Genomic DNA, 20,348 nt, shown 5'->3' with positions numbered 1-20,348 from the left:
CATGACCCGCAACTCCGCAGTGACCGGCCTGGACGACCTCCCGGTGCGCGACGAACTCCGCGGCAAGTCCCCTTACGGCGCCCCGCAGCTGGACGTCCCGGTACGGCTCAACACCAACGAGAACCCCTACCCGCTGCCCGAGCCGCTGGTCGAGCGGATCGCGGAGCGGGTGCGCGAGGCCGCCCGCGACCTCAACCGCTACCCGGACCGGGACGCGGTCGAGCTGCGCACCGAGCTGGCCAGGTACCTGACGAGGACCGGCAGGTACCCGCTCGGCATCGAGAACGTGTGGGCCGCCAACGGCTCCAACGAGGTGATCCAGCAGCTGCTGCAGACCTTCGGCGGACCGGGCCGCACCGCGATCGGCTTCGAGCCCTCGTACTCGATGCACGCGCTCATCGCGCGCGGCACGGGCACCGGCTGGATCTCCGGTCCGCGCAACGAGGACTTCACGATCGACCTCGCCGCGGCCGAGCAGGCGATCGCCGAGCACAAGCCGGACGTCGTCTTCATCACCACCCCCAACAACCCCACGGGCAACGCGGTCCCGCCGGAGACGGTGCTCGCGTTGTACGAGGCCGCCCAGGCGGCCAAGCCGTCGATGGTGATCGTCGACGAGGCGTACATCGAGTTCAGCCACGGCGACTCGCTGCTGCCGCTGCTCGCCGGACGGCCGAACCTCGTCGTCTCCCGCACGATGTCGAAGGCCTTCGGCGCGGCCGGGCTGCGCCTCGGCTACCTCGCCGCGGACCCGGCGGTGGTGGACGCCGTCCAGCTCGTACGGCTGCCGTACCACCTCTCGGCGGTCACCCAGGCCACCGCGCTGGCCGCGCTGGAGCACACCGACACCCTGCTGAAGTACGTCGAGCAGCTGAAGTCGGAGCGGGACCGGCTGGTCACCGAGCTGCGCGCGATCGGCTACGAGGTCACCCCGTCCGACGCCAACTTCGTGCAGTTCGGGCGGTTCGAGGACGCGCACGCGGCGTGGCAGCGGATCCTCGACCGCGGCGTGCTGGTCCGCGACAACGGCGTACCGGGGTGGCTGCGGGTGTCCGCCGGCACCCCGGAGGAGAACGACGCGTTCCTCGACGCGGTACGTGAACTCAAGAAGGAGCCCCAGGCATGAACCGCGTAGGACGCGTGGAGCGCACCACCAAGGAGACCTCGGTCCTCGTCGAGATAGACCTCGACGGCACCGGGCGCACCGACATCGCCACCGGTGTCGGCTTCTACGACCACATGCTCGACCAGCTCGGCCGGCACGGTCTGTTCGACCTCACCGTGAAGACCGACGGCGACCTGCACATCGACTCCCACCACACCATCGAGGACACCGCCCTCGCGCTCGGCGCCGCCTTCAAGCAGGCGCTGGGCGACAAGGTGGGGATCTACCGCTTCGGCAACTGCACGGTGCCGCTGGACGAGTCGCTCGCCCAGGTGACCGTCGACCTCTCCGGCCGCCCGTACCTCGTGCACACCGAGCCCGAGAAGATGGCGCCGATGATCGGCGAGTACGACACCACGATGACCCGGCACATCCTGGAGTCCTTCGTCGCCCAGGCGCAGATCGCCCTGCACGTGCACGTCCCGTACGGCCGCAACGCCCACCACATCGTGGAGTGCCAGTTCAAGGCCCTGGCCCGGGCCCTGCGCTACGCCAGCGAGCGCGACCCGCGCGCGGCCGGGATCATCCCGTCGACCAAGGGAGCCCTGTAGTCCCGTGAATGGCCTGTCGACCGTCTTCATCCTCCTCGGGCTCTTCCTCCTCGGCGGCGTCTACTCCTTCTGGAAGCAGCAGCTGCCCAAGAGCCTGATCGTGCTGCTCTCCGTCGGCTCGGCGATGTGCCTGGCCGCCGGTGTGCTGCGGCTGGAGGTGTGGAATTGACCGCCCCGTCCTCCCGTAAGAAGGTCGTCGTCCTCGACTACGGCTTCGGCAACGTCCGCTCCGCGGAGCGCGCGCTGGCGCACGTCGGCGCGGACGTGGAGATCACCCGGGACTTCGACCGGGCGATGAACGCCGAGGGGCTGCTGGTCCCCGGTGTGGGCGCGTTCGCCGCCTGCATGCGCGGGCTGAAGGAGGCCCGCGGCGACTGGATCATCGGGCGCCGGCTGGCCGGCGGCCGCCCGGTCATGGGCATCTGCGTCGGCATGCAGGTCCTCTTCGGCCGCGGCATCGAGCACGGCGTGGAGACTTCAGGCCTGGACGAGTGGCCGGGCACGGTCGGCCCGCTCAAGGCCGACATCGTCCCGCACATGGGCTGGAACACCGTCGAAGCCCCCGAGGACTCGCACCTGTTCGCCGGGCTGCCCGCCGACGCCCGCTACTACTTCGTGCACTCCTACGCGGTGCACGACTGGGAGCTGGAGATCGGCAACCCGCACCTCGCCGCACCGAAGGTCACCTGGGCCACGCACGGCGAGCCGTTCGTGGCCGCGGTCGAGAACGGCCCGCTGTGGGCCACCCAGTTCCACCCCGAGAAGTCCGGCGACGCCGGTGCCCAGCTCCTCACCAACTGGATCGAAACGCTGTGAACGCTGTGAACACGCTTGAACTGCTGCCCGCCGTCGACGTCCGCGACGGCCAGGCCGTCCGCCTCGTACACGGCGAGTCCGGCTCCGAGACCTCCTACGGCGACCCGCTGGAGGCGGCCCTCGCCTGGCAGCGGGCCGGCGCCGAGTGGCTGCACCTCGTCGACCTCGACGCGGCCTTCGGCACCGGCGACAACCGCGCGCAGATCGCCGAGGTGGCCCGCTCGATGGACATCAAGGTCGAGCTGTCCGGCGGCATCCGCGACGACGCCTCGCTCGCCGCGGCGCTCGCCACCGGCTGCACCCGGGTCAACATCGGCACCGCGGCGCTGGAGAACCCCGAGTGGGTCGCCAAGATCATCGCCGAGTACGGCGACCGGATCGCGGTCGGCCTGGACGTCCGGGGAACGACGCTGCGCGGCCGCGGCTGGACCCGCGACGGCGGCGACCTCTACGAGACGCTGGCCCGCCTGGACTCCGAGGGCTGCGCCCGGTACGTCGTCACCGACATCAACAAGGACGGCACCCTCCAGGGCCCCAACCTGGAGCTGCTGAAGAACGTCTGTGCCGCCACCGACCGCCCCGTCGTCGCCTCCGGCGGCGTCTCCTCCCTCGACGACCTGCGGGCCATCGCGGGCCTCGTACCGGAGGGCGTCGAGGGCGCGATCGTCGGCAAGGCGCTCTACGCCAAGGCGTTCACCCTGGAGGAAGCCCTGGAGGCGGTGTCCCGATGAGCGAGGCCGTGCGGCGCGTCCAGTCCGACAGCCCCTGGGAGGGCGCCTTCGGCCATGCACGCGCCGTCGCGGCCGGGGACCGGGTCCTCGTCGCCGGCACCCTGCCGTTCACCGGCACGGTGCTGCACGGCGAGGGGGACCCGTACGAACAGGCGCTCGCGGCCTTCCGGCAGGGCCTCGACGCGCTGCGGGAATTCGGCCTGGGCGCCGAATCCGTCATCCGCACCCGCATGTACCTCACCCACGTGCGCGACGTGGACGCCGTCGGCCGGGCCCACAAGGAGCTCTTCGACGCCGTGCGGCCCGCCGCGACCGTGCTCGTGGTCTCCGGCTTCGTCGATCCGCGGGTGCTGGTGCAGATCGAACTCGAAGCATTCCGCGACAGCGCGACCCCGGGGGACGCACCCCGGGCCCCCGAAGGAGAACCGCGATGACCCTGGCGGTCCGAGTCATCCCTTGCCTGGACGTCGACAACGGCCGGGTCGTCAAGGGCGTCAACTTCCAGAACCTCCGCGACGCCGGCGACCCCGTCGAGATGGCCAAGATCTACGGCGAGGAGGGCGCCGACGAGCTGACCTTCCTCGACATCACCGCCTCCTCCGGCAACCGCGAAACCACCTACGACGTGGTCCGCCGCACCGCCGAACAGGTCTTCATCCCGCTCACCGTCGGCGGCGGCGTCCGCACCTCTGAGGACGTCGACAAACTCCTCCGCGCCGGCGCTGACAAGGTCGGCGTCAACACCGCCGCCATCGCCCGCCCCGACGTGATCCGCGAGATCGCCGAACGCTTCGGCAGCCAGGTCCTGGTCCTGTCGGTCGACGCCCGCCGCACCGACGCCGGCACGCCGTCCGGCTTCGAGGTCACCACCCACGGCGGCCGCCGCGGCACCGGCATCGACGCGGTCGAATGGGCCCACCGCGCCGCCGAACTCGGCGCCGGCGAGATCCTGCTGAACTCCATGGACGCCGACGGCACCAAGGACGGCTACGACGTCGAGATGATCGAGGCGGTCCGCAAGCACGTCACCGTCCCGGTCATCGCCTCCGGCGGCGCCGGCAAGCTCTCGCACTTCCCCCCGGCCGTCGCCGCCGGCGCCGACGCGGTCCTCGCCGCCTCGGTCTTCCACTTCGGCGACCTCCGCATCGGCGAGGTCAAGCAGACCCTGCGCGAGGCGGGGCACCCGGTGCGCTGACCTGCGGTGCCCCGCCCCGGGGGGGCGCTCAGCGCCCCTTGCGCACCGCCCGGACGAACTCGCGGTTCATCCGCGTGATGCTGAACAGCGGGATGCCCTTGGGGCAGGCGGTGGCGCACTCACCGGTCAGCGTGCAGCCGCCGAAGCCCTCCTCGTCCATCTGCGCCACCATGTCCAGGACCCGGGACTCGCGTTCCGGGGCGCCCTGCGGCAGGACGCCCAGGTGGTTGACCTTGGCGGAGGTGAACAACATCGCCGCCCCGTTCGGGCAGGCGGCGACACACGCCCCGCAGCCGATGCACTCGGCGTGCTCGAAGGCGAAGTCGGCGTCGGGCTTGGGCACCGGCGTCGCGTGGGCCTCGGGAGCAGCACCCGTGGGCGCCGTGATGTACCCGCCGGCCTGGATGATCCGGTCGAAGGCCGATCGGTCCACGACCAGGTCCTTGATCACCGGGAAGGCGGACGCGCGCCACGGCTCGATGTCGATCGTGTCGCCGTCCGAGAAGGACCGCATGTGCAGCTGACAGGTGGTCGTCCGCTCGGGTCCGTGCGCGTCGCCGTTGATGACGAGCGAGCAGGCGCCGCAGATGCCCTCGCGGCAGTCGTGGTCGAAGGCCACCGGGTCCTCGCCCCGGAGGATGAGCTCCTCGTTGAGCGTGTCGAGCATCTCCAGGAAGGACATGTCGGACGAGATGCCGTCCACCTCGTACGTGGACATGGCGCCGTCGGCGTCGGCGTTCTTCTGCCGCCAGACGCGCAGGATGAGCCTCATGCGTAGCTCCGCTGGGTGGGGTGGACGTACTCGAAGACCAGGTCTTCCTTGTGGAGGGTCGGGGCCTGGCCCGTACCCGTGAACTCCCAGGCGGCCGCGTAGGAGAACGCGTCGTCCCGGCGGGCCGCCTCGCCGTCCGGGGTCTGCGACTCCTCGCGGAAGTGGCCGCCGCAGGACTCGGCCCGGTGCAGCGCGTCGAGGCACATCAGCTCGGCGAGCTCCAGGTAGTCGACGATCCGGTTGGCCTTCTCCAGGGACTGGTTGAACTCCGCACCGGTACCGGGCACCTTGATGCGGCGCCAGAACTCCTCGCGGATCTGCGGGATGCGCTCCAGTGCCTTGCGGAGCCCCGCCTCCGTACGGGCCATACCGCAGAACTCCCACATCAGCTCGCCGAGTTCGCGGTGGAAGGAGTCGGGCGTGCGGTCGCCGTCGACGGCCAGGAGGAGGTGCAGACGGTCCTCGGTCCCGGCGAGGACTTCCTGGACGACCGGGTGGTCGGCGCCGATCCCGTCCTCGTGCGGATGGCGCGCCAGATAGTCGTTGATGGTGGCGGGCAGCACGAAGTAGCCGTCGGCGAGGCCCTGCATGAGGGCGGAGGCGCCGAGCCGGTTGGCGCCGTGGTCGGAGAAGTTGGCCTCACCGATCGCGAACAGGCCGGGGACGGTGGTCTGCAGGTCGTAGTCGACCCACAACCCGCCCATCGTGTAATGCACGGCCGGGTAGATCCGCATCGGCACCTCGTACGGATCCTCGTCGGTGATCCGCTGGTACATGTCGAAGAGGTTGCCGTACTTGGCCTCGACGGCCCCCCGGCCCATCCGCGCGATCGCGTCGGCGAAGTCCAGGTACACGCCCTGCCCGCCGGGGCCCACGCCCCGCCCCTCGTCGCAGACGTTCTTCGCGGCGCGCGAGGCGATGTCACGGGGGACGAGGTTGCCGAAGGACGGGTAGCTGCGCTCCAGGTAGTAGTCGCGCTCGTGCTCGGGGATCTCGGCGGGCGGCCGGGTGTCGCCCTTCGCCTTCGGCACCCAGATCCGGCCGTCGTTGCGCAGCGACTCACTCATCAGCGTCAGCTTCGACTGGTGGTCGCCGGTGCGCGGGATGCAGGTCGGGTGGATCTGCGTGAAGCAGGGGTTGGCGAAGTACGCGCCGCGCCGGTGCGCCCGCCAGATCGCGGTCGCGTTGGAGTTCATGGCGTTCGTCGACAGGTAGAAGACGTTGCCGTAGCCGCCGGAGGCGAGCACCACCGCGTCCGCGACGTACGTGTCGATCGTGCCGGTGATCAGGTCGCGGGCCACGATGCCCCGGGCCCGGCCGTCGACCACGATCAGGTCCAACATCTCGGTCCGCGGGTGCATCGTCACGTTCCCGGCCGCGATCTGCCGGGACAGCGCCTGATAGGCGCCGAGCAGCAGCTGCTGGCCCGTCTGGCCGCGGGCGTAGAAGGTGCGGGAGACCTGGACACCGCCGAAGGAGCGGGTGTCGAGCAGACCGCCGTACTCGCGGGCGAACGGCACGCCCTGGGCCACGCACTGGTCGATGATCTCGACGGAGATCTGGGCGAGGCGGTGGACGTTGGACTCGCGGGCCCGGAAGTCGCCGCCCTTGACGGTGTCGTAGAAGAGCCGGTGGATCGAGTCGCCGTCGTTGCGGTAGTTCTTCGCCGCGTTGATGCCTCCTTGCGCGGCGATGGAGTGGGCGCGGCGCGGGGAGTCCTGGTAGCAGAACTGCTCGACGTGGTAGCCCTGTTCGGCGAGCGTGGCACCGGCCGCACCGCCGGCGAGCCCGGTGCCGACGACGATGACGGTGTGCTTGCGGCGGTTGGCCGGGTTGACCAGCTTCGCCTCGAAGCGGCGGGTGTCCCAGCGCTCGGCGACCGGCCCGGCCGGCGCCTTGGTGTCGGCGACCGGCTCCCCGGTCGCGTAGTCGGCGTAAGGAGACATGGTCAGCTCACCACTTCGGTCATGACGGCGACGGGTACGGCGACGAAGCCCACCGTCAGCACCAGCGCGAGGACGTTGGCGGTGGTCTTCAGCAGGCGGTCACGGGTGCGGCTGCCGACGCCGAGGCTCTGCGCGGCGCTCCAGAAGCCGTGCCGGACGTGCAGGCCCAGCGCCAGCATCGCGACGAGGTAGATGACGTTGCCGTACCAGGTGGAGAAGGTGTCCACCACGTTCTGGTACGGGTGGCCGGGCCGGAAGCCGGGGTGCACGGTCCCGGTCGTCAGGTCGAGCAGGTGCCAGACGAGGAACAGACCGAGGATGATCCCGCCCCAGCGCATGGTGCGGGTCGCGTAGCTCGCGCGCCGCCTCTTGTGCACGTATTGGGCGGGGCGTGCCTTGAGGTCGCGGCGGCTGAGCTGGTACGCGGACGTGGCGTGGGCGACGACGGCGACGATGAGGACGACGCGGACCAGCCACAGCGTCCACTCCTCGTGCATGAACGGCTCGCCCACCGTCCGCAGCCAGTGCGCGTAGTGGTCGAACTCGCCCGGCCCGAAGAAGATCTTCAGGTTCCCGATCATGTGGACGACCAGGTAGAGCAGCATGACCAGCCCGCTCACGGCCATCACGGTCTTCTTGCCGACGGTCGAGTCCCAGAGCCGTTGCGTCATGGACGGCCGTCGGTCCGTCCGTATGCCCAGTGCCATGGGTCCCGACCGTAAGGAGCGGGCCGCCATCAGTCCAAGACATGCTCCGGCTCATCTCCATAGGCTGGGCCTATCGATGCCGTACCGTCGCCGCATGCAGCTGCAGCAGCTCCGCTACTTCACCGCGGTCGCCGACACCCGCCACTTCACCCGCGCCGCCGAGCGCGAACACGTCGCCCAGCCCTCGCTGTCCCAGCAGATCCGGTCCCTGGAACGGGAGCTGGGCGCCGAGCTCTTCCACCGCGCCCGCGGCCACATCGCCCTCACCGACGCCGGCGAGACCTTGCTGCCGCTCGCCCGCCGGATCCTCGCCGACGCCGAGACCGCCCGCCGCGAGGTCCAGGAGGTCGCCCAGCTGCGCCGCGGCCGGCTGCGGCTCGGCGCCCCGCCCAGCCTCTGCGCCAGCCTCGTCCCCGACGTGCTGAGCGCCTTCCACGCCGCCTACCCCGGCGTCGACCTGATCGTCACCGAGGACGGCTCCCAGGACCTGGTACGCGCCCTGGCCGACGGCGCACTCGACCTCGCCCTGATCATCACCCCGCTGCCCGTCCAGGCCCCCGCCCTGGCCACCTCCGAGCTGCTGCGCGAGGAACTGGTCGTGGTCTCCGCCCCCGACCGGCCCGCCCCGGTGACCGGCCGGCGCACCAGGATCCGCGTCGAGGACCTCCGCGGCCGCCCGCTCGCCATGTTCCGCCGCGGCTACGACCTGCGGGAATTCACCACCGCGGCGTGCCGCGCGGCCGGCTTCGAGCCGACCTTCACCGTCGAGGGCGGCGAGATGGACGCGGTCCTCGGCTTCGTCCGCGCCGGCCTGGGCATCGCCGTGGTGCCCAGCATGGTCGCCGAACGCTCCGGCCTGCGGATCACCCCCTTCGCCACCCCCGGCATGCACCGCGTCGTCTCCGTCGCCCACCGCGGCGACGTCTCCCCGCCCCGTGCCGCCCGCGAACTGGAACGCATCCTGAAGGCACACCTGGGCCTGGAGCCGTCGCCCGGCCCCGGCGGGGGTTCTGCCCCTCGCCCGGCGCCGCGCGGCGCCGTGGCAGGTGATCGCGACCGGCCGTAGGCTGGCCGCTATGTCGACCCATGCGAAGCGTGAACGACTCCTCCTCGCCGACCTGTTGGAGAGCGCCGGGCCCGAGGCGCCGACGCTCTGCGAGAACTGGACCACCCGGGACCTGGCCGCCCACCTGGTCGTCCGCGAGCGGCGCGCCGACGCCGCCGGCGGGCTGCTGGTCAAACCGCTCGCGGCCCGGCTGCAGCGGGTGCAGGCGGAATTCGCGGCCAAACCGTACGGCGAGCTGATCCACCTGATCAGGACCGGCCCGCCGCGGCTGTCGCCGTTCGCGCTCAAGCCGGTCGACGAGGCGTCCAACACCGTCGAGTTCTACGTCCACACCGAGGACGTCCGGCGCGCCCGCCCCGAATGGACCCCCCGCGCGCTGGACCCCGTCTTCGCGGACGCGCTGTGGACCCGGATCGAGCGGATGGCCCGGGTGCTGGGCCGCACGTCACCGGTCGGGCTGGTCTTGCGCCGCCCGGACGGGCGCACGGCGGTCGCCCACCGCGGCACACCGGTCGTCACGGTCGTCGGCGAGCCGGGCGAGCTGACGATGTTCGCCTTCGGCCGGCAGGAAGCCGCCGACGTGCAGCTGGACGGCGACAAGGAAGCGGTCGACCGGCTGCTGGCCGCGAAGCTCGGCATCTGAGGCGCGTCCGGGCCGGCGGGAGCGCCGGCCCAAAGACGCCGCGCCCTCAGCGGTGCAGCAGCACCAGGACGACCACCACCGCCACCACCACCGCCGCCGCGAACACCGCCGCCAGCACCCGCGCCGCCACCCGCGCGGCCCGGTCCGGCTCCGGCGGCGGGGGCGGTGGTACGGGCGGTGGCGGTTGCGGGGGCATATCTGCAGGATGACAGGGCCCGCACGGCACAATGGAGCCATGAGCAGCAGCCGCACGCCCCTCGCCGACTCCGCACTGGACCCCGCGATCGCCGCCCGCCTCAAGCGCGGCGCCGACGGTCTGGTGCCCGCCATCGCCCAGCAGTACGACACCGGTGAGGTGCTGATGATGGGCTGGATGGACGACGAGGCGCTGCACCGCACCCTGACCACCGGACGCTGCACGTACTGGTCCCGCAGCCGCCAGGAGTACTGGGTCAAGGGCGACACCTCCGGCCACGTCCAGTACGTCCGGTCGGTCGCCCTGGACTGCGACGCGGACACCCTCCTGGTGAAGGTCGACCAGGTCGGCGCCGCCTGCCACACCGGCGCCCGCACCTGCTTCGACGCCGATGTGCTGACGACCGGGGACCCCCGGGACCAGTAGGCTCCGCTGCCATGACCACGGGAACCACCGGCACCGCCCATCCGGACCTCGACACCTTCCGTACGCTCGCCAAGGACCGGCGGGTCATTCCCGTCACCCGGCGCCTGCTCGCGGACGGCGACACACCGGTCGGGCTGTACCGAAAACTCGCCGCCGAGCGCCCCGGCACCTTCCTGCTGGAATCCGCCGAGAACGGCCGCACGTGGTCGCGCTACTCCTTCATCGGCGTCCGCAGCGCCGCCACCCTCACCACCCGCGACGGCCGGGCGCACTGGCTCGGCACCCCGCCGGTCGGCGTGCCCACCGACGGCGACCCGCTGGCCGCCCTGCGCGCCACCGTCGAGACCCTGCACACCCCGCGCGACCTCATCGAGGGCGCGGGACTGCCGCCCTTCACCGGCGGCATGGTCGGCTACCTCGGCTACGACATCGTGCGCCGCCTGGAGAAGATCGTCGACAGCACCGCCGACGACCTCCGGCTGCCCGAGCTGACCATGCTGCTCACCTCCGACCTCGCCGTCCTCGACCACTGGAACGGCACGGTCCTGCTGATCGCCAACGCGATCAACCACAACGACCTCGACACCGGCATCGACGAGGCGTACGCCGACGCGGTGGCCCGCCTGGACACCATGGCCGACGACCTGGCCCGGCCCGCGCCGACCGGCGCCGCCGCGCTGCCGCCGTCCGAGGTCCCCGCGTACACCGCCGAATGGGGCGGCCCCGCCTACCAGGAGGCCGTCGACGACATCAAGGAGCGCATCCGGGCCGGCGAGGCCTTCCAGGTGGTGCCCTCCCAGCGCTTCGAAACCCCTTGTACGGCAAGCGCGTTGGACGTCTACCGCGTACTGCGGGCCACCAACCCCAGCCCGTACATGTACCTCTTCCGCTTCGAGGCCGCCGACGGCAGCTCCTTCGACGTGGTGGGCTCCAGCCCCGAGGCGCTGGTGAAGGTCGAGGGCGGCCGGGCCATGGTCCACCCCATCGCCGGCACCCGCCCGCGCGGTGCGTCCGTCCAGGAGGACCAGGCCCTCGCCGACGAGCTGCTGGCCGACCCCAAGGAGCGCGCCGAGCACCTGATGCTGGTCGACCTGGGCCGCAACGACCTCGGCCGGGTCTGCGCACCGGGCAGCGTCGAGGTCGTCGACTTCATGTCCATCGAGCGCTACAGCCACGTGATGCACATCGTCTCGACGGTCACCGGGCAGGTCGCCGAGGGCCGCACCGCCTTCGACGTGCTCACCGCCTGCTTCCCGGCCGGCACCCTCTCCGGCGCCCCCAAGCCGCGCGCCCTGCAGATCATCGAGGAGCTGGAGCCGACCAAGCGCGGCCTGTACGGCGGCTGCGTGGGCTACCTCGACTTCGCCGGCGACTCCGACACCGCCATCGCGATCCGCACGGCGCTGCTGCGGGACGGCACCGCCTACGTCCAGGCGGGCGCCGGCGTGGTCGCCGACTCCGACCCGGTGGCCGAGGACACCGAGTGCCGCAACAAGGCGGCGGCGGTGCTCCGTGCCGTGCACACCGCCAACCGCCTGGGCCGCTAGCCCACCTCCCGCCCGGTACCACCCCCGCGCACCGGCCCCCTCCGGCCGGTGCGCGATAGTGGTACGCGTGAGTGCCGCACCGCAGACCCCCGCCACCACCGAGCCCTCGGACGCCACCGAGGCCCCGGACACCGCGCCTTCGGACGGGACCGCGCCCCCGGCCGGCGACCCGTCCGGTCCGGCCCGGGCCGTCGGCGGCGCCCGGCGCAGCCTCGCGCTCGCGCTGCTGACCGGCGCGGTCGGTGCCGGCCTGGCCCTGCTGGCCTCCGGCCGCACCTGGGCCCGCGGCTCCGCGGTGCTGGCCCAGGGCGAACTGCCGCGCACGGTCACCGGCGCCGACGTCACCGGCGTCCCCGGCGCACTGGCCGTGGTCGGCCTGGCCGCGCTGGTCGCCGTCTTCGCGGTCCGCCGGGCCGGCCGCATCGCGGTCGCCTCGCTGCTGGCGCTCAGCGGCACCGGCATCGTCGTCGCCGCGGTGCTCGGCAACGGCGACACCTCCGCCCTGCGCGAGAAGGCGGCCACCGCCGTCGGCCTGACCGGCGCCGATGTGCATCACGTCACGCACACCGGCTGGCCCTGGGTGGCCGCGGCCGGCGGTCTGCTGCTGCTTGTCGCCGGCGTCCTGGCGCTGGTCCACGGGCGCCGCTGGCCTGCGATGTCGGGCCGGTACGAGCGCACGCCCGGCGGCGCCCGCGGCCCGCGCCGCACCCCCGCGGCCCCGGACCTGGACCGCCCGGAGGAGATCTGGAAGTCCCTGGACCGCGGCGAGGACCCCACCCGGTAAAGGGGCCCCGCCCGGCATCGGTGACAATGGACGCCGAGGATCACCGCGCCCGGACCCCGGCGCGATAGAGCAACGAGGAGCACTCATGTCGAGCAGTGGCCACGGACACACCCCCGCAGCCTGGACGGGCGTCATCATCTCGTTCATCGGCTTCTGTGTCGCCGGAGCCTTCATCGTGCTGGGGAGCGTGCCCGGCTTCTGGGCCGGCATGGTCCTGATCGGCGCCGGCGCCGTGGTGGGCGGTCTGATGCGCGCGGCCGGCCTGGGCCAGGAGCCCAAGCGCTCGGCGAAGGCCCGTGCTCCCCAGGCGCAGCCGCAGGAGGGCTGAGCCCGCCCCGCACCGGGTGATCCTCCGGACCGCCCTGCCCCCGAAGGCGCCGCTTCCCGGCCCGTACGCCACCCCCGGGTGCCGTACCCGCCGTCCGTGTCCACCCCGTACGGCGGCCGAGAAGCTGCGCCTTCGCGCATACCCGCGCACAATCGGCACGTGAGCGATCGCGCGGCCGGCGCCCGGCCCCCAGCCCCGCCGGCGGCCGGACTGCCCCGCCGGCTCCGGGCCCCGCTGGGCACCCTGACCGCCGCCCTCGCGGCCTTCGGCTACGTGGGCGCCGTCGACCCCAACCGGCCCGGCCACTACCCCGTGTGCCCGCTGCGGCACCTCACCGGCGTGCTCTGCCCGGCCTGCGGCGGCCTCCGCAGCGCCCATGCCCTCGTCCACGCGGACCTCGGTGCCGCGCTGGCCGCCAACGCCCTCCTGGTGGCCGCCTGCGCCGCCGGTGCGGCCTTCTGGGCGGTCTGGTTCGGCCGGGCGGCCCGCGGGCTCCGCACGGCGGGACCGCAGCCGCGCGCCGTGCACTGGTGGGTGCTGGGCGGCCTGCTGCTGGTCTTCACGGCCGTCCGCAACCTTCCCTTCGGCAGTGGCCTGGCGCCATGAACCGCCGGCGCGGAGGTGTCCAGCTTGTGGGACCACGGTCAACCGGATGCGGGACCTGCACCCCGCGGCGGATACCATCGGAGAGCCGGGTGGGGCAGTGCGTCCCACGGGCCACTGTCCACCTCCCCCGCTCAAGAAGGAGGCCGCTCGCGTGAGTGTGCTCGACGAGATCATCGACGGGGTCCGTGCCGACCTGGCCGAGCGGCAGGCGCACACCTCCCTCGACGAGCTCAAGGAGCGGGCCCGTAAGGCGCGCCCCGCGATGGACGGTGTCGCGGCACTCAAGGGCGAGAGCGTCACGGTCATCTGCGAGGTCAAGCGCTCCAGCCCCTCCAAGGGCGCGCTGGCCGCGATCGCCGACCCGGCCGGCCTGGCCGCGGACTACGAGGCCGGCGGCGCCGCGGTGATCTCCGTGCTGACCGAGCAGCGCAAGTTCGGCGGTTCGCTGGCCGACCTGGAGGCCGTCCGGGCCCGGGTCGACATCCCCGTGCTGCGCAAGGACTTCATCGTCACCGCCTACCAGCTGTGGGAGGCCCGCGCCTACGGTGCCGACCTCGCCCTGCTGATCGTCTCCGCGCTGGAGCAGGAGGCGCTGGTCTCGCTGATCGAGCGGGCCGAGTCGATCGGGCTGACGCCGCTGGTCGAGGTGCACGACGAGGAAGAGGTCGCCCGCGCGGTGGACGCCGGCGCCCGGATCATCGGCGTCAACGCCCGCAACCTCAAGACCCTGGAGGTCGACCGTGGCAACTTCGCCCGGGTCGCCCCCGAGATCCCGGACCACATCGTCAAGATCGCCGAGTCCGGTGTCCGCGGACCGCACGACCTGATCGCCTACGCCAACGACGGCGCGGACGCGGTCCTGGTCGGCGAGTCGCTGGTCACCGGCAAGGACCCCAAGACCGCGGTGGCCGACCTGGTCGCCGCCGGTTCCCACCCGGCGATCCGCCACGGGCGGGCCTGAGGGCCCGGGAGCACACCGACATGACCACCGCCGCCGCCCGCCGCCCCGAGGCCAAGCGCTCCGCGCTGCCCTCGTGGCACCGCGGCTGCCGGGCGCCGGCCCGCCGGGTCCGCGGCCGCCGGGTCAGGTACCACATCGGCTCGGAGCCGGGCCAGATCAACGGCATGCGATGGCGCCCCGACAGGGGCGCGGGACAGTACTGACATGCGGCTGCCGCCGCGTGACCGAGGCCGGCCGCCCAGGCCCGCGGCCGCGTACTGACACCCCCGCCCACGGCGATCAGAGTCCCTACACTCACCCGTGAGGTTTCCGCATGCCCAGCGAGTTCTTCATTCCTGACCCTGAGGGTCTGGTCCCCAGCGCCGAGGGCTATTTCGGCGCGTTCGGCGGCAAGTTCATCCCGGAGGCCCTCGTCGCCGCCGTCGACGAGGTCGCCGTCGAGTACGACAAGGCCAAGAACGACCCCGCGTTCGCCCGCGAACTCGACGACCTGCTCGTCAACTACACCGGGCGCCCCAGTGCGCTCACCGAGGTGCCGCGGTTCGCCGAACACGCCGGCGGCGCCCGGGTGTTCCTCAAGCGCGAGGACCTCAACCACACCGGCTCGCACAAGATCAACAACGTGCTGGGCCAGGCGCTGCTCACCAAGCGCATGGGCAAGACCCGGGTCATCGCCGAGACCGGCGCCGGCCAGCACGGCGTCGCCACCGCCACCGCCTGCGCCCTCTTCGGCCTCGACTGCACCATCTACATGGGCGAGGTCGACACCCGGCGCCAGGCTCTGAACGTGGCCCGGATGCGGATGCTCGGCGCCGAGGTCATCGCCGTGAAGTCCGGCAGCCGCACCCTCAAGGACGCCATCAACGAGGCGTTCCGCGACTGGGTCGCCAACGTCGACCGCACCCACTACCTCTTCGGCACGGTCGCCGGCCCGCACCCCTTCCCGGCCCTGGTGCGCGACTTCCACCGCGTCATCGGCGTCGAGGCCCGCCGGCAGATCCTGGAGCGCGCCGGCCGCCTGCCGGACGCCGCGCTCGCCTGCGTCGGCGGCGGCTCCAACGCCATCGGCCTGTTCCACGCCTTCCTGCCCGACACCGACGTCCGGCTGATCGGCTGCGAGCCGGGCGGCCACGGCGTCGAGACCGGCGAGCACGCCGCCACCCTCACCGAGGGCACCCCCGGCATCCTGCACGGCTCGCGCAGTTACGTCCTCCAGGACGAGGACGGCCAGATCACCGAGCCGTACTCCATCTCGGCCGGCCTCGACTACCCCGGGATCGGCCCCGAGCACGCCTACCTCAAGGACGTCGGCCGCGCCGAGTACCGCGCGGTCACCGACGACGCCGCGATGCAGGCACTGCGGCTGCTGTCGCAGACCGAGGGCATCATCCCGGCCATCGAGAGCGCCCACGCGCTGGCCGGCGCCCTGGAGGTCGGCCGCGAGCTGGGCCCCGACGGCCTGCTGCTGGTCAACCTCTCCGGCCGCGGCGACAAGGACATGGACACCGCGGCGCGGTATTTCGGGCTGTACGACGACGAAGCCGCCGAGGGCGAGCGCGCCGAGGTCAACGGCGTGATCCAGCCGACCGGCGAGGGGGAGAAGTGATGGCGGGCAACCTCGAACTGCTCAATTCCGTACTGGCGCAGGCCAAGGCGGAGAACCGCGCCGCGCTCGTCGGCTACCTCCCGGCCGGTTTCCCGACCGTCGACGGCGGTATCCGCGCGATGACCGAGATGCTGGACGGCGGCTGCGACATCGTCGAGGTCGGACTGCCGCACAGCGACCCGGTCCTGGACGGCCCGGTCATCCAGACCGCCGACGACATCGCGCTGCGCGGCGGGTTGAAGATCGTCGACGTCATCCGCACGGTCCGCGAGGTGCAGGCCGCCACCGGGGCACCGGTGCTGTGCATGACGTACTGGAACCCCGTCGACGCCTACGGCGTCGAGCGGTTCGCCGCCGACCTGGCCGAGGCCGGCGGCGCCGGCTGCATCCTGCCGGACCTCCCCGTCGAGGAGTCCGAGGTGTGGCGCAAGGCCGCCGAGCAGCACGGGCTGGCCACCGTCTTCGTGGTCGCGCCGAGCAGCCGGGACGAGCGGCTCGCCAAGATCACCGCGGCCGGCAGCGGCTTCGTCTACGCCGCCTCGCTGATGGGCGTCACCGGCACCCGCGAATCCGTCGGCCTGGAGGCCCAGGAACTGGTGGGCCGCACCCGCGCGACCACCGAGCTGCCGGTCTGCGTCGGCCTGGGCGTCTCCAACGCCACCCAGGCCGCCGAGGTGGCCCAGTTCGCGGACGGGGTGATCGTCGGCTCGGCGTTCGTCAAGCGGCTGCTGGAGGCCGACGGCGACGAACCGGCCGGTCTCGCCGGGGTGCGCGCCCTGGCGGGCGAGCTGGCCGAGGGCGTGCGCAAGCGCTTCTGAAGCCGCCGGCCCGAGGGACGGCCGCCGGCCGGGGACGGCGGGCGGCCGGGCGGACGTCCACAGCGACACGGAACGCCGTCCCTCGATAGGGCGAACATCGGTGCGGAGGGGTGCGGCGGCACCCCTCCGCTTCGTTTGTCAGGGGCGTGAGCCAGAAGAACGAAGAGGGTAAGAGAAGCGCCCGCGAGCGGCTGCAGGCCCAGCGGGAGAAGGAGCAGGCACGCGCCCGGCGCGGCCGGCAGGCGATCGTCGCCGGGGCGGTGCTGGTGGTGCTGGCGATCGCCGGCGGCATCACCGCCTGGGTGATGTCGTCGGGCAGCGGCGGCAGCAGCTCCGACAACGAGACGGCCCTGCCCAAGCAGGCCAGCGGCGGCGGCAGACCGGCCGTCCCGGTGGGCGCACCGAACGCCCCCTCCACCCTCACGGTGTGGGAGGACTTCCGCTGCCCCGCCTGCCAGCAGTTCGAGACCGGCTTCCGCCCGGTGATCCACGAACTCCAGGACCAGGGCCGGCTGAAGAGCGAGTACCACCTCGTGACGATCATCGACGGCAATGCCGGCGGCAAGGGTTCCCTCAACGCGGCCAACGCCGCGCTGTGCGCCCAGGACGCCGGACGGTTCCGCGACTTCCACGACGTCCTCTACGCGAACCAGCCGCCCGAGCAGGAGGACAAGTTCGCCGACAAGAAGTACCTCCTCCAGCTGGCCGGCAAGGTCAAGGGCCTGACCACCCCGGCCTTCACCGCATGCGTCAACGACGGCAAGTACGACGCCTTCGTCCGCAAGTCCAACGACGCCTTCGCCCGCTCGGGGTACCGCGGCACCCCGACCGTCCTGCTCAACGGCAAGGACCTGTCCAAGGTCAAGGGCGGCCGGATGACCCCGGCGGACCTGAAGAAGATGGTGCTGGACGCCGGCAAGGGCAAGCAGCCGGGCACCGGAGCCCCGTCCGCCCCCGCCTCGCCGGGCCACAGCGGGTCCTCGGGCCATGGAGCATCACGGGGCCACGGGGCGTCGCGGGGCCACGGCGCCTCACCCGCCCCAAGTGCCCCGCCCGGCAAGGGCGCCGGCGGCGCACCCGGCACCGGCGCGCACGCCGGCCACGGGGCCGGGGCCTCGCCCTCCTTCTGACCACACAGCGTCACGACGTACCGGCGGGGTCGTTACGGAGCCGTAGCCGGGCGGGTTGTCGCCGACCCGGCCCGGCGCGGTAGCGTCGTCCCTGCCATGGAACTCGCATTCATTCCCAGCCCGTCGGTCGGCGTCGTACACCTCGGCCCGATCCCGCTGCGCGGCTACGCGTTCTGCATCATCATCGGCGTCTTCGTGGGCGTCTGGCTCGGCAACAAGCGCTGGGTCCAGCGCGGCGGCCGCTCCGGAACGGTCGCGGACATCGCCGTGTGGGCCGTGCCCTTCGGACTGGTCGGCGGCCGCCTCTACCACGTCATCACGACGTACGAGCCGTACTTCGGCAAGGACGGGCACCCGCTCAACGCCTTCAAGGTGTGGGAGGGCGGTCTGGGCATCTGGGGTGCGGTGGCGCTCGGCGCGGTCGGTGCCTGGATCGGCTGCCGCCGCCGTGGCATCCCGCTGCCGGCCTACGCCGACGCGCTGGCGCCCGGCCTGGCGCTGGGCCAGGCGATCGGCCGCTGGGGCAACTGGTTCAACCAGGAGCTCTACGGCAAGCCCACCGACCTCCCCTGGGCGCTGAAGATCAGCTCCGACCCGGCCATCGGACGCGTCGGCGGCACCTACCACCCGACCTTCCTCTACGAGTGCCTGTGGTGCATCGGCGTCGCGGCGCTGGTGATCTGGGCCGACAAGCGCTTCCGGCTCGGCCACGGACGGGCCTTCGCGCTGTACGTCGCCGCCTACTGCGCCGGCCGCGCCTGGATCGAGTACATGCGGGTCGACGAGGCGCACCACATCCTGGGCCTGCGGCTGAACGTCTGGACCGCGCTGATCGTCTTCATCCTGGCCGTCGTCTACTTCGTGGTGTCCGCCAAGAAGGCGCCCGGCCGCGAAGAGGTCGTCGAGCCCGGTGCGCTGGAGGAGCGCGCGGCCGCGGAGGCCGCCGCGGCCGCCAAGAGCGACGAGGAGGGCGAGTCCGCCGACGGCGCCTCCCCGGAAGCCGAGGACGGGGCCGAGGACAAGGTCTCGGTCGAGAAGCCCGCCGCGAAGACGGAGCCGGCGGCGAAGACGGAAAAGCCGGCGAAGGCCGCCGAGCAGGCGGAGCAGGCGCCGGCCGGGAAGCCGGAGGCGGCGGCCGCGGACGTACCGGCTGCTGACGAGCCGGCGGCCGACGAGCCGGCCGCCGAGGCCGCGGACAGCAAGAAGTCCTGAGCACCTGACGTTTTTCGAGCCTGACGTTTTCGAGCCTGAGGCGGCCCGGGACCCCGTGTCCCGGGCCGCCTCATTGTCTGCGTGGTCAGCGTTGTCCGCGCGCGGCCAGCGACAGCACCCGCCGGGCGCCGGCGACCACCGCCGCGTCCACGAACCGCCCGTCCGCCAGTGCCTGGGCGCCGCCCTCCGCGGCGGCCGCCCGGACGATCTCCGCCGCCGCCTCGATCTCCTCCGGCGAGGGGAGGTGGGCCGCTTCGATGACCGGCAGCTGGCGCGGGTGGATCGCCGCCCGGCCCAGGAACCCCATCGCCCGGCCCCGGGCGCAGGACCGGGCCAGTCCCTCCAGGTCGTGCACGTCCGGGTAGACCGACTGCGGCGGCGGCGCCAGCCCGGCCGCCCGGGCGGCGACCACGGCCCGGCTGCGCGGCCAGGCCAGCCCCGCCTCGTCCCGTACCCCCAGCTCCGCCGCCAGGTCCGCCTCGCCGAGCGCGATCCCGCGCAGCGCCGGGTGGGCGGTGGCGATGGCGAAGGCGTGCTCGATGCCGAGGGCGGATTCCAGCAGGGCGTAGAGCGCCGGGGTGGCGGGCAGTGCGCGGGTGGCCCGGCCGGCCGTAGGGGCGAGGGTGGCGGTGGCCGTGCCGGGGCCCGGATGGACGGTACGGGGGCCGCGGGCGGTGCGTCCGGCGGCGAGCCGGCCGGTGCGGGCGGGTGCGGTCAGCGGGGTGGCGACCGGCTCCGCGAACCGTCCGCCGGCCGGCCCGCCGAGCGGCCCGGCGGCCGTCGTGGCCCAGCCCGCGGCCCGGCGGATGTCGGCCGGCCCCTGCACCTTGGGCAGCCGCAGCCCGGCCAGGCCCGGCAGCGCGGCGAGGGTGCGGATCTCGTGCTCGGCGAGCGGACCGTCCAGCGCGTTGACGCGGACGTGCACCGGAGCCGGGCCCGGCGCCGGGTCGCTCAGCAGCTCGGCGGTGGCCCGCAGCGCGTACTCCTTGCGGTCCGGGGCGACCGCGTCCTCCAGGTCGAGCACCACCACGTCGGCCCCGCAGCCGAGCGCCTTGGCGACCGTCCCGGGCCGGTCACCGGGCACGTAGAGCCAGGTCAGCGGCGTTGCGGCGGGGGCCTCGTGGGGCATCGGCACGGGCTTG

Annotated in this window: 25 protein-coding genes; 20 read left to right on the top strand and 5 right to left on the bottom strand. The window is 73.0% G+C overall.

The window, feature by feature from the left end; translation table 11 throughout:
* The first annotated feature begins 1 nt into the window (after position 1).
* Genes ACZ7MX_RS27750 through hisF form a run of 7 tightly spaced genes read left to right on the top strand, consistent with a single transcriptional unit; the run spans position 2 to position 4,458 of the window.
* A complete protein-coding gene (locus ACZ7MX_RS27750; protein WP_472135949.1) occupies positions 2-1,126 on the top strand; it encodes a histidinol-phosphate transaminase in 1,125 nt (374 codons plus the stop codon).
* Positions 1,123-1,716: an imidazoleglycerol-phosphate dehydratase HisB gene (gene hisB / locus ACZ7MX_RS27745; protein ID WP_030413627.1), complete on the top strand. Its 594-nt coding sequence runs from the start codon at positions 1,123-1,125 to the stop codon at positions 1,714-1,716. Before ACZ7MX_RS27750 ends, hisB begins: the two co-directional genes overlap by 4 nt.
* A gap of 4 nt (positions 1,717-1,720) precedes the next feature.
* Positions 1,721-1,885, top strand: coding sequence for a hypothetical protein (locus tag ACZ7MX_RS27740; protein WP_030413628.1), 165 nt, complete (start codon positions 1,721-1,723; stop codon positions 1,883-1,885).
* On the top strand, positions 1,882-2,532 hold the full coding sequence (gene hisH / locus ACZ7MX_RS27735) for an imidazole glycerol phosphate synthase subunit HisH (RefSeq protein ID WP_472135948.1): 651 nt from the start codon (positions 1,882-1,884) through the stop codon (positions 2,530-2,532). The genes ACZ7MX_RS27740 and hisH overlap by 4 nt, the downstream gene beginning before the upstream one ends.
* Positions 2,533-2,537: 5 nt before the next feature.
* Positions 2,538-3,263: a bifunctional 1-(5-phosphoribosyl)-5-((5-phosphoribosylamino)methylideneamino)imidazole-4-carboxamide isomerase/phosphoribosylanthranilate isomerase PriA gene (gene priA / locus ACZ7MX_RS27730; protein WP_472135947.1), complete on the top strand. Its 726-nt coding sequence runs from the start codon at positions 2,538-2,540 to the stop codon at positions 3,261-3,263.
* Positions 3,260-3,697 carry a RidA family protein gene (locus ACZ7MX_RS27725; protein ID WP_472135946.1) on the top strand — a complete coding sequence of 146 codons (438 nt, stop codon included), beginning with the start codon at positions 3,260-3,262 and terminating at the stop codon, positions 3,695-3,697. Before priA ends, ACZ7MX_RS27725 begins: the two co-directional genes overlap by 4 nt.
* Positions 3,694-4,458 carry an imidazole glycerol phosphate synthase subunit HisF gene (gene hisF, locus ACZ7MX_RS27720; protein WP_472135945.1) on the top strand — a complete coding sequence of 255 codons (765 nt, stop codon included), beginning with the start codon at positions 3,694-3,696 and terminating at the stop codon, positions 4,456-4,458. The genes ACZ7MX_RS27725 and hisF overlap by 4 nt, the downstream gene beginning before the upstream one ends.
* Positions 4,459-4,486: 28 nt before the next feature.
* Here the strand turns inward: hisF and ACZ7MX_RS27715 are convergent, their stop codons facing one another.
* The 3 genes from ACZ7MX_RS27715 to ACZ7MX_RS27705 are packed head-to-tail and all read right to left on the bottom strand — an operon-like array spanning position 4,487 to position 7,847.
* Entirely contained in the window at positions 4,487-5,230 is a 744-nt protein-coding gene (locus ACZ7MX_RS27715) for a succinate dehydrogenase/fumarate reductase iron-sulfur subunit (RefSeq protein WP_472135944.1), read from the bottom strand.
* A complete protein-coding gene (locus ACZ7MX_RS27710; RefSeq protein ID WP_472135943.1) occupies positions 5,227-7,176 on the bottom strand; it encodes a fumarate reductase/succinate dehydrogenase flavoprotein subunit in 1,950 nt (649 codons plus the stop codon). Before ACZ7MX_RS27710 ends, ACZ7MX_RS27715 begins: the two co-directional genes overlap by 4 nt.
* Before the next feature lie 2 nt (positions 7,177-7,178).
* Positions 7,179-7,847, bottom strand: coding sequence for a succinate dehydrogenase (locus ACZ7MX_RS27705; RefSeq protein WP_472136009.1), 669 nt, complete (start codon positions 7,845-7,847; stop codon positions 7,179-7,181).
* Positions 7,848-7,977: 130 nt separating this feature from the next.
* Here ACZ7MX_RS27705 and ACZ7MX_RS27700 point away from each other — a divergent pair, with 130 nt between their 5' ends.
* Both ACZ7MX_RS27700 and ACZ7MX_RS27695 read left to right on the top strand, forming a co-directional pair.
* Positions 7,978-8,949 carry a LysR family transcriptional regulator gene (locus ACZ7MX_RS27700; RefSeq protein WP_472135942.1) on the top strand — a complete coding sequence of 324 codons (972 nt, stop codon included), beginning with the start codon at positions 7,978-7,980 and terminating at the stop codon, positions 8,947-8,949.
* A gap of 10 nt (positions 8,950-8,959) precedes the next feature.
* Complete coding sequence (locus ACZ7MX_RS27695; protein WP_472135941.1) at positions 8,960-9,592, top strand: TIGR03085 family metal-binding protein; 633 nt, start codon at positions 8,960-8,962, stop codon at positions 9,590-9,592.
* A 46-nt stretch (positions 9,593-9,638) separates the two neighbouring features.
* Here the strand turns inward: ACZ7MX_RS27695 and ACZ7MX_RS27690 are convergent, their stop codons facing one another.
* Complete coding sequence (locus ACZ7MX_RS27690; protein ID WP_472135940.1) at positions 9,639-9,788, bottom strand: hypothetical protein; 150 nt, start codon at positions 9,786-9,788, stop codon at positions 9,639-9,641.
* Positions 9,789-9,827: 39 nt separating this feature from the next.
* On the opposite strand from ACZ7MX_RS27690, the gene hisI reads away from it, so the two are divergent.
* From hisI to lgt, 11 genes are all read left to right on the top strand, one after another.
* Positions 9,828-10,214: a phosphoribosyl-AMP cyclohydrolase gene (gene hisI, locus ACZ7MX_RS27685; RefSeq protein WP_472135939.1), complete on the top strand. Its 387-nt coding sequence runs from the start codon at positions 9,828-9,830 to the stop codon at positions 10,212-10,214.
* Positions 10,215-10,225: 11 nt separating this feature from the next.
* Positions 10,226-11,761 carry an anthranilate synthase component I gene (locus ACZ7MX_RS27680; protein WP_472135938.1) on the top strand — a complete coding sequence of 512 codons (1,536 nt, stop codon included), beginning with the start codon at positions 10,226-10,228 and terminating at the stop codon, positions 11,759-11,761.
* Positions 11,762-11,828: 67 nt separating this feature from the next.
* The gene (locus tag ACZ7MX_RS27675) at positions 11,829-12,545 is read left to right on the top strand and encodes a TIGR02234 family membrane protein (RefSeq protein ID WP_472135937.1); all 717 of its coding nucleotides are present in this window, start codon (positions 11,829-11,831) and stop codon (positions 12,543-12,545) included.
* A gap of 85 nt (positions 12,546-12,630) precedes the next feature.
* Positions 12,631-12,873 carry an HGxxPAAW family protein gene (locus ACZ7MX_RS27670; protein ID WP_472135936.1) on the top strand — a complete coding sequence of 81 codons (243 nt, stop codon included), beginning with the start codon at positions 12,631-12,633 and terminating at the stop codon, positions 12,871-12,873.
* A 159-nt stretch (positions 12,874-13,032) separates the two neighbouring features.
* Complete coding sequence (locus tag ACZ7MX_RS27665) at positions 13,033-13,479, top strand: DUF2752 domain-containing protein (protein WP_472135935.1); 447 nt, start codon at positions 13,033-13,035, stop codon at positions 13,477-13,479.
* A gap of 151 nt (positions 13,480-13,630) precedes the next feature.
* Positions 13,631-14,440: an indole-3-glycerol phosphate synthase TrpC gene (gene trpC / locus ACZ7MX_RS27660; RefSeq protein WP_030413643.1), complete on the top strand. Its 810-nt coding sequence runs from the start codon at positions 13,631-13,633 to the stop codon at positions 14,438-14,440.
* 20 nt (positions 14,441-14,460) lie between these two features.
* On the top strand, positions 14,461-14,643 hold the full coding sequence (gene trpM / locus ACZ7MX_RS27655; protein ID WP_472135934.1) for a tryptophan biosynthesis modulator TrpM: 183 nt from the start codon (positions 14,461-14,463) through the stop codon (positions 14,641-14,643).
* A 110-nt stretch (positions 14,644-14,753) separates the two neighbouring features.
* Entirely contained in the window at positions 14,754-16,046 is a 1,293-nt protein-coding gene (gene trpB / locus ACZ7MX_RS27650; RefSeq protein WP_472135933.1) for a tryptophan synthase subunit beta, read from the top strand.
* On the top strand, positions 16,046-16,864 hold the full coding sequence (gene trpA, locus ACZ7MX_RS27645) for a tryptophan synthase subunit alpha (protein WP_472135932.1): 819 nt from the start codon (positions 16,046-16,048) through the stop codon (positions 16,862-16,864). Before trpB ends, trpA begins: the two co-directional genes overlap by 1 nt.
* Positions 16,865-17,010: 146 nt before the next feature.
* Entirely contained in the window at positions 17,011-17,994 is a 984-nt protein-coding gene (locus ACZ7MX_RS27640; protein WP_472135931.1) for a DsbA family protein, read from the top strand.
* Between the two features lie 96 nt (positions 17,995-18,090).
* Positions 18,091-19,206, top strand: coding sequence for a prolipoprotein diacylglyceryl transferase (lgt, locus tag ACZ7MX_RS27635; RefSeq protein ID WP_472135930.1), 1,116 nt, complete (start codon positions 18,091-18,093; stop codon positions 19,204-19,206).
* A gap of 85 nt (positions 19,207-19,291) precedes the next feature.
* Here the strand turns inward: lgt and ACZ7MX_RS27630 are convergent, their stop codons facing one another.
* Entirely contained in the window at positions 19,292-20,335 is a 1,044-nt protein-coding gene (locus ACZ7MX_RS27630) for an HpcH/HpaI aldolase/citrate lyase family protein (protein WP_472136008.1), read from the bottom strand.
* Positions 20,336-20,348: the final 13 nt, after the last annotated feature.

It is taken from the genome of Streptomyces sp. NPDC107765 (genome assembly GCF_055657085.1).
The sequence above is the reverse complement of the archived record's forward strand: the minus strand, read 5'-3'. Positions and strand labels throughout refer to the sequence as shown.

Bases quoted from the DNA above. Each gene is read 5' to 3' on its own strand.
- ACZ7MX_RS27750 (WP_472135949.1), top strand. From the start codon at position 2: ATGACCCGCAACTCCGCAGTGACCGGCCTGGACGACCTCCCGGTGCGC.
- hisB (WP_030413627.1), top strand. From the start codon at position 1,123: ATGAACCGCGTAGGACGCGTGGAGCGCACCACCAAGGAGACCTCGGTC.
- ACZ7MX_RS27725 (WP_472135946.1), top strand. From the start codon at position 3,260: ATGAGCGAGGCCGTGCGGCGCGTCCAGTCCGACAGCCCCTGGGAGGGC.
- hisF (WP_472135945.1), top strand. From the start codon at position 3,694: ATGACCCTGGCGGTCCGAGTCATCCCTTGCCTGGACGTCGACAACGGC.
- ACZ7MX_RS27715 (WP_472135944.1), bottom strand. From the start codon at position 5,230: ATGAGGCTCATCCTGCGCGTCTGGCGGCAGAAGAACGCCGACGCCGAC.
- ACZ7MX_RS27710 (WP_472135943.1), bottom strand. From the start codon at position 7,176: ATGTCTCCTTACGCCGACTACGCGACCGGGGAGCCGGTCGCCGACACC.
- ACZ7MX_RS27705 (WP_472136009.1), bottom strand. From the start codon at position 7,847: ATGACGCAACGGCTCTGGGACTCGACCGTCGGCAAGAAGACCGTGATG.
- ACZ7MX_RS27700 (WP_472135942.1), top strand. From the start codon at position 7,978: ATGCAGCTGCAGCAGCTCCGCTACTTCACCGCGGTCGCCGACACCCGC.
- ACZ7MX_RS27695 (WP_472135941.1), top strand. From the start codon at position 8,960: ATGTCGACCCATGCGAAGCGTGAACGACTCCTCCTCGCCGACCTGTTG.
- ACZ7MX_RS27690 (WP_472135940.1), bottom strand. From the start codon at position 9,788: ATGCCCCCGCAACCGCCACCGCCCGTACCACCGCCCCCGCCGCCGGAG.
- hisI (WP_472135939.1), top strand. From the start codon at position 9,828: ATGAGCAGCAGCCGCACGCCCCTCGCCGACTCCGCACTGGACCCCGCG.
- ACZ7MX_RS27680 (WP_472135938.1), top strand. From the start codon at position 10,226: ATGACCACGGGAACCACCGGCACCGCCCATCCGGACCTCGACACCTTC.
- ACZ7MX_RS27670 (WP_472135936.1), top strand. From the start codon at position 12,631: ATGTCGAGCAGTGGCCACGGACACACCCCCGCAGCCTGGACGGGCGTC.
- trpM (WP_472135934.1), top strand. From the start codon at position 14,461: ATGACCACCGCCGCCGCCCGCCGCCCCGAGGCCAAGCGCTCCGCGCTG.
- trpB (WP_472135933.1), top strand. From the start codon at position 14,754: ATGCCCAGCGAGTTCTTCATTCCTGACCCTGAGGGTCTGGTCCCCAGC.
- trpA (WP_472135932.1), top strand. From the start codon at position 16,046: ATGGCGGGCAACCTCGAACTGCTCAATTCCGTACTGGCGCAGGCCAAG.
- lgt (WP_472135930.1), top strand. From the start codon at position 18,091: ATGGAACTCGCATTCATTCCCAGCCCGTCGGTCGGCGTCGTACACCTC.
- ACZ7MX_RS27630 (WP_472136008.1), bottom strand. From the start codon at position 20,335: ATGCCCCACGAGGCCCCCGCCGCAACGCCGCTGACCTGGCTCTACGTG.